The organism is Curtobacterium sp. YR515, assembly GCF_900113095.1.
Lineage (GTDB): Bacteria > Actinomycetota > Actinomycetes > Actinomycetales > Microbacteriaceae > Curtobacterium.
The window spans coordinates 934,772-948,432 of the sequence record NZ_FOOD01000001.1; the positions used below are offsets into that span (position 1 = coordinate 934,772).

Here is a 13,661-nt window from a genome sequence, read left to right on the forward strand (position 1 = left end):
GACTCGCGGCGCGGCGGACCGTCGACGCTGACGCGGGCGTGAGCACTGAGATCGCGGCCCGCGGTGACGTGGTCGACAGGCTGCTCGCCGACGGGTACCGGGCAACCGCCGGAAACCGGTTCGAGCGGGACGGCCGAACGATCGACCTGCTCGTGGAGTCGCTCGACGGACGCTTTCGCCCACGGCACCTCGGCGGGCGGCACTTCGACACGAGTCCCGGCCTCGACGTCGTCCTCGCACAGGACCCGATCGAGGTCGACACGACCGTGGTCGACACCCACGGTCGCGAAGAGCGCTTCGTGGTCCGGGTCCCGACCGTCGAGATGGCGACGATCCTCAAGACGTACGCCTGGGCTTCGCGCCGCTCCACGAAGGACCTCGCAGACCTCGGGCACCTGCTGGAGATCCGTCATGCACACGGTGCCGACGCCGTCGGCGGGTGGGCCCTCGACACCGAACCGGTGAGCGGGCGCCGGCTGGACACCGCACGAACCCTCCGGAGCATCAGGCCGGCCGATGCACGATTCGCGGACTCCGGGATCGCCGGGCCACGCTTCGTCGCGCTGATCAGGGAGTACATCGCGGTGGTCTGACGTCCGACGTCCACCCGGGTGCCGGTCAGGAGCGGCGGGAGACGTCCGTCCGCAGGAAGTTCTGCGCCGAACGAGACGGCGTCGGACCGCGCTGCCCCTGGTACCGCGACTGGTACTCGGCGGAGCCGTACGGCTTGTCGGCGGGGCTCGACAGCTGGAAGAAGCAGAGCTGGCCGATCTTCATGCCCGGCCAGAGCTTGATCGGCAGGGTCGCCACGTTCGAGAGCTCGAGGGTCACGTGCCCGGAGAAGCCCGGGTCGATGAAGCCCGCCGTGGAGTGGGTGAGGAGGCCGAGGCGCCCGAGCGAGCTCTTGCCCTCGAGCCGTGCCGCGATGTCGTCGGGCAGCGTGACGACCTCGTACGTCGAGCCGAGCACGAACTCCCCCGGGTGCAGGACGAACGCCTCGTCCGGGTCGGTCTCGACCAGCCGGGTGAGGTCGGGCTGGTCGACCGCCGGGTCGATGTGCGGGTACTTGTGGTTGTCGAACAACCGGAAGAACTTGTCGAGCCGGACGTCGATGCTCGACGGCTGGACGAGCGAGGCGTCGTACGGGTCGAGGCCGATCCGGCCCTCGGCCAGCTGGGCGGTGATGTCGCGGTCGGAGAGCAGCACGCGACGAGCCTAGCGGCAGCGGAACGGCACCGGTAAGCTGCGAGGCTGCCCAGCGTCGGGCGGCGTCACACGGCCAGGAGGAACCGACATGACCGCGTACACCGTGCACGAACTCGACGTGCCCGCCACCATGGACGACGACGCCGCGACGGTGCAGGCCTTCCGCGACTGGGTCCGCGCGCAGAACACCGCCGAGGTCGCCGTCACCGGGTTGCCCGAGATCCTCTGGACGCCCGAGGAACAGCTGCCGTACCTGCTCGACCCCGAGGCACCGAGCCGCCTCTTCGTCGTGCGCGATCCCGACGGCGACGTCGTGGCCGCCGGCTCCTACGACACCAAGCAGGCACCGGGGACCCCGAACTGCTGGATCGCGGTCGCCGTCGCGCCGGACCACCAGCGGCGGGGCATCGGCACGCTGCTGGCCGAGCACCTCGAGGGCATCGCCCGCGAGGACGGTCGCACCCAGTGGAAGACGTACGCGGTGTCACGGCAGGTCGGGCCGGCGTCCGGGCCGGGGTACCTCGTCCCGCCCACCGGCCACGGCGCCGTGCCCGAGGGCGAAGCCGGCGCACGGTTCCTCACCGGCCGAGGCTGGCGCTTCGGGCAGGTCAACCGGATCAGCCGCCTGGCGCTGCCGGCCGACCACTCCGTGGTGCGCGAGCTCCACGACCGGGCAGCGGCCGCCGCCGGACCCGACTACCGGGTGCACGCGTGGGCCGGGCCGACGCCGGAGCAGTGGCTCGACGGCATCGCGCTGCTCGAGACGCGGATGAGCACCGACGCTCCCGAGGGCGACATGGAGGAGCCGGAGGACGTCTGGACGCGCGAGCGCCTGCAGGAGCACGAGGCGCAGCTGCAACGCTCGCCGCGCACGATGGTCACGGTCGCGGTCGAACATCTCCCGACCACCACCTTGGCCGGTTTCACGCAGCTGGCGGTGCCGGACGCGGTGCACCAGCCGGTCATGCAGGGCGACACCCTCGTGCTGCGTGAGCACCGCGGGCACCGGCTCGGCTGGCTGCTCAAGGTGGCCGGGATCGAACGCGTCGAGCAGGACTTCCCGGGGCGACCCTCGATCATCACGTTCAACGCCGAGGAGAACCGCCCGATGCTCGACGTCAACGAGGCGGTCGGGTTCGTGGGCGTCGGGAGCGAGGGCATCTGGGAGCGCCGCGTCTGACGTCGTGACCTGAGGCGGGCCGCAGCCGGTGCGCGCGACGCACGCCGCGCCTCCAGGCCCACACGCCTACGATTGGACGGTCATGACCGTCACGTCACCCGAAACCCAGCCAGGAGGCGCGGCGCCGGAATCGGCGCCCGTCACCGCGCGCACGTCCACCGTCGCGACGGTCCTCGTCGTCGCCGTCCCGCTCGCGGTGGCGTGCTCGATCCTCGGGATGACGCTCACGGGCGCCTTCACCGCGAACCAGCAACTGGTGTCCGCCGGCGACCTCGTCGAGTACGGGCTGCCCGTCGCGCGCGTGGTGCACGACACCATGGCGGCACTGACGATCGGCCTGCTCGTCGTCGCGGCGTTCGCGCTCCCGGCGCAGAAGAAGGACCACCGGGCGATGTCGAGCGTGCAGCACCGCGCCGCGCGCTGGGCGGCGGCGACGGGTTCGGTGTGGTTCCTCGCGGCCGTGGTGAGCATCGTGCTGACGGGCGCGAACACCCTCGGCGTCCCGCTGACGAACCCGGTGTTCGCGCGGAACTTCACCCTCTTCGCGTTCCAGGTCGAGATCGGGCAGGCGCTCGTGGTGTCGGCCGTGGCGATCCTCGTCGCGACCGTGGTCGCCGCGTTCGCCACCCGGGTGACGACGCTCGCGGTGGCGACGGTCGCCGGGCTGTTCGCGCTGCTGCCGCTCGCCCTGTCCGGGCACGCTGCCGGGTCGCTCGAGCACGCGAACGCGGTGAACTCGCTCGCGGTCCACCTCGTCGCCGTCTGCGTCTGGGCCGGTGGCCTCGTCGCCGTGCTCGTCCTGCGCACCCGGACGAAGGGCGCCACCGGGCGGGTCGTGTCGCGGTACTCGACGCTCGCGGGGTGGGCGTTCGCCGCGGTCGCGTTCTCGGGCATCGTGAACGCGTCGCTCCGCCTGACCGGCCCGCTCGACCTGTTCACGACGACCTACGGGTGGCTCATCACCGTCAAGGCCGCCATCCTCGTGCTGCTCGGGCTCGCCGGGGTCGTCCAACGGCGGCGGCTCGTGCCGGGGCTCCTCCGCGCGCCGCTCGACCGCCGGGTGTTCGTGCGGTTCGCCCTCGCCGAGATCGTGTTCATGGCGATCGCCATCGGGGTCTCCGTCGCCGTCTCCCGCTCGCAGCCGCCGATCCCGCAGACGCCGGAGACCGGGGACGACACCCGCTCCGGACTCATCGGGTTCCCGTACCCGCCAGCGCAGACCGTGCAGACCTACCTGACCCAGTGGCACATCGACTGGGTGTGGCTGGCGCTCGCGGTCGTCGGGGCCGGCTGGTACCTGCTCGCCGTCCGGAAGCTCCGGAAGCGCGGGGACAAGTGGCCCGTCGGACGCACGATCGCATGGCTGCTCGGGTGCGCGCTGTTCATCTGGACGACCTCGGCGGGGCCGGCGGTCTACGGGATGATCCACTTCTCGTCGCACATGCTCCAGCACATGCTGCTCATGATGTTCGTGCCGCTGCCGCTCGTGCTCGGTGGCCCGGTGCTGCTCGCGCTGCGGACCCTGCCGGTGCGGAACGACGGCTCGCGCGGTGCCCGTGAGTGGCTCATGCTCTTCACGCACTCGCGGTACATGCAGTTCCTCGCGAAGCCGGCCGTCGCCGGGGTCATCTTCGCCGGGTCCCTCGTCGTGTTCTACTTCACGCCCGCGTACGAGTACGCCATGCAGTCGCACGAGTGGCACGTGGCGATGGTCGTGCACTTCGTCTTCAGCGGGTACCTGTTCTTCTGGGTGTTCGTCGGCGTCGACCCGGGCCCCAAGCGACCGCAGTACCCGATCCTCATCATCGCCCTGCTCGCGACCCTGGCGTTCCACGCGTTCTTCGGCGTCGCGGTGATGACGTCGGAGTCGGTCTTCGCGATCGACTGGTTCCACGCGCTCGGGCAGACGAACGACGCCGCACTCCTGGCCGACCAGCACACCGGCGGCGGGATCGCGTGGGGCGCGTCCGAGCTGCCGATGGTGTTCGTCGCGCTGCTCGTCGTGCGCAACTGGGTCAGGTCGGACACCCGTGACGCGAAGCGCCTCGACCGCAAGGCGGAGCGGGACGGGGATGCGGACCTCAAGGCGTACAACGAGCGCCTCGCCGCGATGCACGACCGCGACTGACGGGAACAGGACCGCGCACCGTGCGAGGTCGCACGGTGCGCGGTCCTGTGGGTCCGCCCGACCTGCTTGCTACTCCGAGGCGTCCCGGGCAGCGCGGGTCCGGCGGACCATCAGCAGCACCAGGCCGCCGAGGAGCAGTGCGGCCGCGAGGCCGATGCCCGTGCCCATCGCGAGCGGCGACCCGGTGAACGCGAGCGCACCGGTGCTCGACCCGACCGGCGCGTGCGACGGGGTCGCCGCTGCGGTCGGGTCGGCGGTCGGGTCCGCTGCCGGGGTGACCGTGGCGGGTGCGGCCACGACGACGACCTCGATCGTGGTGGTCGACGCCGCGAAGGACGCGTCCCCGCTGTAGGACACCGTCACGGTGTTCGTCCCGACGGGCAGCGCGTCGGTCTCGCAGCTCGTCTCGGGGAGCGTCGCCGTGCACAGGACGGTCCCGTCCGCCGCGGTGAAGGTCACCGTGCCGGTCGCGCCGGTCGGCAGGCCGGACGCACTGAGGCGGACCGTGGTGCCGACGACCGCGCGGGTCGTGTCGGTCGAGCCGACCAGCTCGGTCGGCTGCGCGGTCACGACCAGGTCGAAGGGGTCGCCCTCGGCCGGCTCGTAGTTGTCGTCACCGCTGTACCGGGCGTGCACGCGGTAGGTGCCACCGGCGAGGTCGGCGGGGACGTCGCAGGTCGTGTCGGGCAGGGTCGCGGTGCAGAGCACGGTGCCGTCGTCGGTGACGTAGTCGATCGTCCCGGTGGCGTCCTTCGGCACGTTCGGGCTCCCGAGCGTGGTGGTCTCGCCGTGCGTCACGGTCACCGTCGTGTCGGTGCCGGGGCCGGACGGGTCGGACGGTCCACTCGGGTCCGTCGGGTCGGACGTGCCCGGCGTGATGGTGGTCGCGGCCTTCCGGACGGTGAGGTCGACCGCCACGGCCGTGGAGCCCTCGTACCGACCGTCGCCCGAGTAGACCGCGGTCACCGAGTGCGTCCCGGCGGCGAGCCCGGAGACGTCGCAGCTCGTGGCCGGCAGGGTCGCCGTGCAGAGGACCTTCCCGCCGGCGCGGAACTCGACGGTCCCGGTCGGTGCGGGCCGGTCGCCGTCGACGGCGTCGAGGCCGTCGACCGCGAGGGTCACGGTCGCGCCGTACGTCGTGGATGCCGGCGTCGACGTCACGGTGATCGCGGTCGGGACCTTCGAGACGACGAGCGAGCCGTCACCCTTGACCGAGGCGTGGTCGGCGTCACCCTGGTAGGTCGCGGTGATCCCGCGGGTGCCGACCGTCGAGGTCGGGACGTCGCAGGACGCGACTCCGGAGGCGAGCGTCGCGGTGCAGAGCACGACGCCGGACTCGGTGTCCGTGAACACGACGGACCCGGTCGGCGTGGTCGCCCCGTCGGACTCCCCGGAGGCGACGCTCGCCGTCAGGGTGGCGCGGTCGCCGACGACCGCTGCGGCCGCACCGACCGAGACGGTGCTCGACTGCGGCTGGACCTCGACGGCATGGGTGACGGTCACGGCCTCGGCGTCGGTGGAGGCGACGACGGTCGAGACGGTGGCGGTGCGGGCGGCGCCGGACACCGTGTACGGGATCGTCAGCGTCGGCAGGACGGTACCCGGCGTGCGGTCCGCCGCGGCCTGGTCGCACGTGACGACCTGACCGGCGGCGGTGCAGCTCCAGCCGTCGCCGCTCGCCGTGGCGACGTCGGGCGTGACACCCGTCGGGAAGGTGGTGGTGGTGCGCACGAGCTGCGCCTCCGAGCCACCGTCGGCCGACACGGTGGGGGTGAGGGTGTACGTGCCCGAGCCGGCGTGCGCGACCTTCGCCGCGCCTCCCGTCTGGGCGGTCAGTACCGGCACCGGACCGGCGACGGTCGTGGTCTTGAGTGCGTTGACCTCGTGCACGTCGTTCGACCCACCGGTACCCGCGACCCATCCGTAGGTGAGCTTGTACGGGTACCCGGTGGTCTGGTCGACCCACGAGGACGGCACGCCCGCGACGTTGCTGCCGCCCTTCAGCGTCGGGAGCGCGCCGGCCAGGACCTGCCGGGTCCCACCGCTCGACGTGAAGACGACCTTGAACGTGCCGGGATCGACCGACACGTCCGTGTTCCCGGTGCCCTGCGCGCGCAGGGTCGAGGTCGTCGGGTTGATGACGATCTCGACGGGGACCTTCGCGGTGGTGCGGTCGGTCACCCCGGTCCGGCTGAGCGTGCCGTTGCCCGCGAGCGGGGTGCCCGCGGTCGTCGAGACGATGCAGTAGCCGTTCAGGCCGTTGCCGGGGCCCCGGACCGTGACGTTGTTCGCGTAGGCGGCAGCGGACGCGTCCGCGGTGCAGCCCGAGCCGCCGAACGCCTTGTTCGAGAAGTTGCCGAACCGGTCGAGGCCGACGCCGAGGTAGGCGTGGGAGAGCCCCGACGCCTTCGTGCCGATGGACGCGTTCTGGCTGTCGGTGATGCTCGCGCTGTAGCCCAGCGAGCCGCCGAGGTACCCGATCTTCTCGGGGACCTCGGGGTTGTACGGGTCGGTCGCGGCGAGGTAGAAGACGATCCCGTCCGCGCCGTTGCCGTTGTACTGGTAGCTGTCGAAGACGGCGTCGATGCCCTTGGTGATCGGGACCGACTGGCGGGAGCCGACGCCGCCGGCCTTGTCGCCCTGCGCGGTCGTCAGGCGGAGCGCCCCGTTGCCGCTGGCGTCACGGACCGAACCGGAGGCGATGCCCTTGCCGTCCGTGGTGCAGGTCGGGATGCTGCCGTCGTTGCTGGTGCCGGAGGCCGGGGCCGCGGTGAGGCACGCCTCGTTCGCCGCGCCGGACTGCGTGGACGGCAGGAGGTAGCCGTCGCCGACCGAACCGGTCGTGAACCCCTCGTTCACGAACGTGGTCTGCGCGGGAGCGGCGGCGGACGCGGTGGACGCACCCGCCCCCACGAGCGCGAGACCGGCGAGGCCGGCGACGACGACGCCGGAGAGGATGCTGCGAGCGCGCGCGACGGCACGCTTCTGGGGTTGTGTACGCACTGGAGCCCTGTTCAGTGAGAAGAGCGGTGCCGACGAGGAGCGTGCGCGCCCGGCTCGTCGGCTCGGGTCCTCACACCGTAGGGCCGGATCGGGTACCCGCGGGTCTCGGAACGACCGTTCGCACCACAACTGGGGACACGCCCGGGCCCGTGAGTCGCGTCGAGCGCTCGCGCTGGCCCCACTCCGGGTGGCCGCAGAGGCGGTCGGTGCTCAGTCGCCGTGGACGATGCAGACCGCGTCGAGGTCCATCGCGGCCTCGAGCGCGGCGGAGATCCCGGACTCGCCGTCCGCCCCCTCGGGCGTCACGGTGTCGACCCACCACAGCGGCGTCGACAGCGTCGGGGCGTCCGGCAGGATCCGCTCGACCTCGTCGAGGGCGTCCACGCGCCGCACCGCGAGCACGGTGATCACCGGGTGCGTGGCGTCCCGGCAGACCTGCATCATCGGGCCGTCGTCGAGCGCCCGGACACCCCAGGACTCGTCGTGCAGGAGCAGCGCCTCGGCGACGTCGCGCGTCTCCACCGGCCCGCGGCAGAGCAGGGTGACGTCACGGGGCACGGTGACCGCCGAACACGTGCGAACCGTCCCCGACGTGGCCGTCCAGCGTGCCCTCGTCGTGCGCCGGGTCGAGCGGGGCACCACCGACGAGCTGCAGGAACCGGTCCTCGTCGATGCGGTCGAGGAACGCCTCGAGCGCTTCCCAGCCGTCGTCGAAGCGCACGACGAGACCGCCGCCGCCGAACGTCGAGGTGGTCGTGCGCGGCGGGGGCCACACGCCGTCCCGGTCGAGGAACTCGGTCGCCTCGGGCCCGACCACGACCGCGAGCGGCGCGGGTTCGCCGTGCGAGACGGCACGGACGAGGTGGTCGGCGTCGCCACGACGCTGCATCACCACACCGAAGACGGGTTCGACGTCCTCGGCGACGCGGTGCACGGCGTCGAGGAGCCGCGGCGCGAGCGTCTGGTCGGCGCCGTCCTCGGGGATCGTGAGCACGGCGGACATCGTCTCGACGACCACGCCGTCGAGCAGGTGCGCGGTCATCGTCGCCGAGAAGCCCTCGCCCACGGCGTACGACGTCGACACCGCCGGGGCCTCGTGCTTGGCGTACTGCGTGACGACCCAGCGGTCCCACGGCACGGTGAGCGGTTCGGCGGTGCCCCAGCGCGTCGGGCAGGTGCCGACCGTCTCGCAGAGGGCCTCGATCGCGGACCCGATGTCGATCGCGCGTTCGGCGTGGTGGCGCAGCGTGAGGTCGATGCTGATCTGCCGCACCGAGTCGCGCGCGACGGGGTGCTCCGGCGAGGGCGTGCCGACGAGCTCGGGGCCGCGGTGCACGAAGTCCTCGATGCGGGAGGCTGCGACGCCGGTCCGTCCGTCGCGGAGCGTGCCGTCGGGGTCCGTGACGGCCCACGCGGCCCCGTACGCGCCGAGGGCGTGCCGGAGCGCCGGCGTGAGTGCGGAGCCGGGACCGGTGCGGAGGACGACGAAGCGTCCGGACTCGGATGCCCGACGGAGCAGGGAGGCGAGCGCCTCGGTCAGCCACACCACCGGCGAGGCCGAGTCGACCACGATCGCGGGGCCGACCACGTCGTCGATGAGGGGATGTCTGACCATCCGGGTCCTCCTCGGGTTCGCGGGTCGCTCGATCCACCTGGACGGTACACACGGGGGCGACACCTGTCCGTCAGACGGACCGGCTCACAGCGGAGACACGGGTCCGGCCAGGAGGCGCGGTGCGGGTCGGCAGCGCCACGCTCGGCGGGCACTCGGCTGGCGTCCAGCGCAGAATCCGCTAGGCTTGCGACGTCCCGCTGAGCGGGGTGCGCGAGTGTAGTTCAATGGTAGAACTCCAGCTTCCCAAGCTGGTAGCGCGGGTTCGATTCCCGTCACTCGCTCCAACTAGCATCGTGCTGTGGAGTCCAAGCCGGCATCTGTCCTCAAGGCGATCAGGGCCGAGATCATCGCCGGTACGCTGCCACGCGGCTCCCGCCTGAAGGAAGACGCCCTGGCCGAACGCTTCGGGGTCTCACGGGTCCCCGTGCGTGAAGCACTCCGTCAGCTGGAGACCGAGGGGTTCGTCGAGTCCGAGAAGTTCAAGGGCGTCCGCGTCGCCGACTCCTCGACCGAGGTCGTCATCGAGCTCATGCAGATCCGCCGCGGACTCGAGGTGCTGGCTGCCGAGCTCGCCGCTCGTCGCCAGGGCGGCGAGTGCGCCGACCTGCTGCGCGCCGTCGGTCACGAGGAACGGTCCGACCAGGAGATCGAGGCCGCGCAGTCGCCGCGGTTCGCGTTCCACGGGCTGGTGGCGCGCGCCGCGGGGAACAGCCGACTCGAGACGATGATCGACCACCTGATCCACCAGACTGCCTGGGCCTTCGAGCGCGTGACGCAGGACGAGGTGGCGTCGAGCAGCGATGACCACACCGCCGTCGCCGGCGCGATCCTGCGCGGCGCCTCGGTGCAAGCGGGCCTGCTGATGGACGAGCACCTGCGCCGCGACGAAGCGATCTACCGGGCGCTGAACCCGTAGGAACGTATACGAAAACCCCCGAGGGGCTTGGTCGGCGCCAGCCGTGATGCTTGGATGTCCGGGTGACACAGGCAGCCGTAACGAACCGTCTCGTGTTCGAAACCAGCCTGAAACAGCTTTTCGTATACAAAAGAGTGACCGCACGGTGCACCGCCCTCACTCTTCCCCCGCTGGAGTCACGAATGTCCGCTGTCACCCGCTCCACCGCACCAACCCGAACCGCGTCCGCCGCCCGACCCGAGGGCGGCATCGGATCCGCCCTCGACTCGATCGGCTTCACCCGGGCCCAGTTCTGGGTCCTCATGCTCATCCTCGCCGGGGAGTTCTTCGACACGCTCGAGCAGAACTCCGTCGGCGCGATGGCCACCAACATCAAGGCCTCGCTCGCCATCGGCGACGTGCAGCTCTCGACGATCAACACCGCCACCGTCCTGGGTGGCCTGGTCGGACGGTTCCTGGCCGGCTGGCTCGCCGACAAGTACGGCCGACGGTTCTCGCTCGGCCTCAACCTGCTCGTCTACACGCTCGGCGGCCTGCTCAGCGCGGTGTCGTTCAACTTCGACATGCTGCTCGTCAGTCGGTTCATCGTCGGCATCGGCGTCGGCGGCGAGTTCATGATCGGCATCGCGATGCTGTCCGAGATGGTGGCCACGAAGTACCGCGGTGGTCTCATCGCGACCATCAACGTCGGTGCCGGCGGCATCGGCAACTTCATCTCCTACGGCCTCTTCCTGCTGCTGCTCGGGCCGCTGGCCGTCCCGCTCGGTGGTGACGACCACGTCTGGCGCTGGACCTTCGTGATCCTCGCGATCCCCGCACTGTTCGTCGTCCTGTACCGCCGCAAGCTGCCTGAGACGCCGCGCTGGTTGCTCTCGAAGGGCCGTGTCGACGAGGCGAACCGATCGCTCGCGATCCTCGCTTCGAACACGCTCACGCCGCCCGCCGAGACCGCGCCGCCGGTGCGTCTGACGCCGGCGGACCTGCCCCCGGTCGCACTGCACTCCTCGCCCGCCGCGGTCTTCCACAAGCTGGTGCTCCGCCGGACGATCGCGATCGGCGTCGCGTCGTGGATGGCCTTCGGCGTCCAGGTCACGCTGAACTTCCTGATGCCGACCCTGCTCGTCGAGCGCGGCTACACGGTGTCGCAGAGCCTGCTCTACACGATGATCATGAACGTCGGTTCGCTCCTCGGGTGCACGGCAGCGGCACTCCTCGCCAACCGCGTCGGACGCCGGCCCCTCATCGCCGTCGCGGGCATCCTCGGCTGCCTCACCGCCCTGGCGTTCGCGGCGTTCGGCAACGACACCGCCGCGATCCTCGTGCTCGGCGCCCTCTTCCAGTTCTTCACGATGCTGACGAACACCACGCTCGCCGCCTGGACCGCCGAGGTCTACCCGACCGCGATCCGTGCATCCGGCGCCTCGATCGTCAACGGCATCGGCAACATCGCCGGAGCGGTCATGCCCTTCGCGGCCATCGCCCTGTACGGCTCGTGGGCCTTCGCCGGTGTCTTCGGACTCGCCGCCGTCATGTACGCGGTGCTCGTGGTCGCGTCGCGCTTCGCCCCCGAGACCCGCGGGCGTTCCCTCGAGGACGTCAACGAGAACGCCCTCTCGACCCCCACCGCCTGACCGACTGCACCACCCGCACCATCCCGGTGGGCCGGACACCCCGGCCCACCACCCCACGATCGGAGAACACCATGGACACCCTGAAGATCTCGGCGACCGCGAACGGCCTGAACTACCTGCCCGAGTACGTCGCCGACGTCGGCGGACTGTTCGCCGAGCGCGGCCTGGCCGTCACCGCGAAGGCGTGCGACCCGTGGACCGGCGTGCTCGACGACATCGACTCGCACGAGGCCGACCTCGCGCTCGGCGGCCTGTGGGTCCCCGCGATGTACGCCGGCACCTCGAGGAAGCTCTCCGTCGTGGGACAGCTCAACCACCGGTTCCCGATGACCATCGTCGCCCGCGACGAGACCGCACCGATCACCCTGGACTGGCTCGCCGGCAAGGTCGTCCTGGCGCCCGGGGCCGGCGGCAGCGCACCGTACGAGTTCACCGCCGGACTCGTCCGCGAGGCCGGGTTCGACGTCGCCGCGACCCGCTTCGTCCGTGACCTCTCCACCGCGATGCTCATCGAGCTCTACCAGGGCGGCCTCGGCGACGCGATCATCCTCGACCTCGTCTCCGCCCAGGAACTCGTCGCCGCCGGTGGGGGCACCATCGTCTTCCGGCACCTCGACGCCGGTGGCGTGATGCCGAACAGCGTCTACTACACGCGCACGGACCGCATGGACGAGCTCGGCGACCGGGTCGACCGGTTCGTCGACGGCATCGCCGCCGCGATGGCCAAGATCACCGCGGGCGACGCCGACGCCGAGATCGCGGCCGTGCTCGCCGCCCGGTGGCCGGAGAAGGACGCTGCCCTGCTGCGGCGGGCCGCCGACGAGATGGCCGCCGGGGGCGTCTGGGACACCGCGGTCGTCGACCGCGAGGCCTCCGACCGCTGGATGCGCATCCTGTTCGACGGCGGGCTCACGACCCACACCCCGTCGCTCGAGGAGCTGCTCGGCGCCTCGACCGCCGTCGCCGCGTCGTGACCGTCGTCCTCGGCGCCGCCGACGTCGCCGGTCTCATCGACGCCGTCGACGTCGTCGGGGCCGTGGAGGCCGTCCACGCCGACCTCGGGACCGGCGCGATGCAGCAGCCGGCTCCGGTCGCCCTGACCGGCGCCGACGACGCGCTCTTCCTGCCGATGGCCGTGCGGTCCGACCGACTCGGGCTCGTGGCCGTCAAGCTGATGGCCGACATCCCCGGGAACAGCGCACGGGGGCTGCCCTCGCAGCGGTCGACGATCCTGGTGTCCTCGTCGGTGACGGGCGAGTGCGTGGCGGTCCTCGACGGCATGGCCATCACCCGGGCCCGGACCGCGGCGACCACCGTGGTCGCGACGAAGCACCTCGCCCGCTCGGGCAGCCGGACCCTCGGGATCCTCGGCGCGGGCAACCTCGCCGTCGAGCACGTCCGCGCGTTCGAGGCCGTGCGACCGTTCGAGCGGATCGTCCTCTGGTCGCGCTCGTCGGGAACGGTCGCCCGCTTCCTCGACGCCGTCGGCCCGGACGTCGCCGGGCGGTGCGGGGTGGTGCACGAGGCCCGTCGGGTGGTCGAGGGGTCGGACGTGCTCTGCACCCTCACGCCCTCGGTCGATCCCGTCGTCCGAGGAGCCTGGTTGCACGCGGGCCAGCACGTGAACGCGGTTGGAGCACGTCCACGCCCGACCCACCGGGAGCTCGACGGCGCCGCGATGGCGCGCGGCACCCTGTTCGTCGACAGCCGTGCGACGGCCTGGACGAAGTCCGGCGACCTGCTCGAGGCCGTCGTCGAGGGGACGGTCCCGCAGGACCTCCACCCCGCGGAGCTCGGCGAGGTCGTCGCCGGGCGTGCCCCGGGCCGGACCACGGACGACGAGGTCACCGTGTTCGACTCGGTCGGGCTCGGCGCGCAGGACCTCGCCGTCGCCGCCCGCGTGATCGAGCTCGCGCGGGAACGGCGCGTCGGGACGGAGGTCGCGGTCGCACGGGTCGGGGTACCGGTTCCCGGCAGGTGAC

At 71.8% G+C, this 13,661-nt stretch carries 11 protein-coding genes and 1 tRNA gene; 8 read left to right on the forward strand and 4 right to left on the reverse strand.

The annotated features are described in order from the left end of the window. The first annotated feature begins 38 nt into the window (after positions 1-38). Complete coding sequence (locus BM028_RS04320; RefSeq protein WP_139219743.1) at positions 39-593, forward strand: hypothetical protein; 555 nt, start codon at positions 39-41, stop codon at positions 591-593. Between the two features lie 25 nt (positions 594-618). Here the strand turns inward: BM028_RS04320 and dcd are convergent, their stop codons facing one another. Continuing rightward, the gene (gene dcd / locus BM028_RS04325; RefSeq protein ID WP_070417116.1) at positions 619-1,206 is read right to left on the reverse strand and encodes a dCTP deaminase; all 588 of its coding nucleotides are present in this window, start codon (positions 1,204-1,206) and stop codon (positions 619-621) included. Positions 1,207-1,294: 88 nt separating this feature from the next. On the opposite strand from dcd, the gene BM028_RS04330 reads away from it, so the two are divergent. Next, positions 1,295-2,386 (forward strand): GNAT family N-acetyltransferase, encoded by a 1,092-nt coding sequence (locus tag BM028_RS04330; RefSeq protein ID WP_092384734.1) that lies wholly within the window; start codon positions 1,295-1,297, stop codon positions 2,384-2,386. Positions 2,387-2,468: 82 nt separating this feature from the next. After that, positions 2,469-4,514, forward strand: a complete 2,046-nt coding sequence (locus BM028_RS04335; protein WP_092384736.1) for a bifunctional copper resistance protein CopD/cytochrome c oxidase assembly protein — start codon at positions 2,469-2,471, stop codon at positions 4,512-4,514. 69 nt (positions 4,515-4,583) lie between these two features. On the opposite strand, the gene BM028_RS04340 is transcribed toward BM028_RS04335, so the two are convergent. The 3 genes from BM028_RS04340 to BM028_RS04350 form a co-directional block, all read right to left on the reverse strand. Beyond that, the gene (locus tag BM028_RS04340; RefSeq protein ID WP_175495983.1) at positions 4,584-7,517 is read right to left on the reverse strand and encodes an Ig-like domain repeat protein; all 2,934 of its coding nucleotides are present in this window, start codon (positions 7,515-7,517) and stop codon (positions 4,584-4,586) included. A gap of 210 nt (positions 7,518-7,727) precedes the next feature. Next, a complete protein-coding gene (locus BM028_RS04345) occupies positions 7,728-8,075 on the reverse strand; it encodes a hypothetical protein (protein ID WP_070417120.1) in 348 nt (115 codons plus the stop codon). Next, entirely contained in the window at positions 8,065-9,132 is a 1,068-nt protein-coding gene (locus BM028_RS04350; RefSeq protein ID WP_070417121.1) for a DUF6177 family protein, read from the reverse strand. The genes BM028_RS04345 and BM028_RS04350 overlap by 11 nt, the downstream gene beginning before the upstream one ends. Before the next feature lie 210 nt (positions 9,133-9,342). Between BM028_RS04350 and BM028_RS04355 the strand changes: the two genes are divergently transcribed. From BM028_RS04355 to BM028_RS04375, 5 genes are all read left to right on the forward strand, one after another. After that, positions 9,343-9,416 (forward strand) — tRNA-Gly (locus BM028_RS04355). Between the two features lie 14 nt (positions 9,417-9,430). After that, entirely contained in the window at positions 9,431-10,048 is a 618-nt protein-coding gene (locus BM028_RS04360; RefSeq protein WP_070417122.1) for a GntR family transcriptional regulator, read from the forward strand. A 182-nt stretch (positions 10,049-10,230) separates the two neighbouring features. Continuing rightward, positions 10,231-11,679, forward strand: coding sequence for an MFS transporter (locus BM028_RS04365; RefSeq protein WP_254789387.1), 1,449 nt, complete (start codon positions 10,231-10,233; stop codon positions 11,677-11,679). A gap of 71 nt (positions 11,680-11,750) precedes the next feature. Further along, positions 11,751-12,653, forward strand: coding sequence for an ABC transporter substrate-binding protein (locus tag BM028_RS04370; protein WP_092384740.1), 903 nt, complete (start codon positions 11,751-11,753; stop codon positions 12,651-12,653). Further along, the gene (locus tag BM028_RS04375; RefSeq protein WP_092384742.1) at positions 12,650-13,660 is read left to right on the forward strand and encodes an ornithine cyclodeaminase family protein; all 1,011 of its coding nucleotides are present in this window, start codon (positions 12,650-12,652) and stop codon (positions 13,658-13,660) included. Before BM028_RS04370 ends, BM028_RS04375 begins: the two co-directional genes overlap by 4 nt. The last annotated feature ends 1 nt before the right edge of the window (position 13,661 follow it).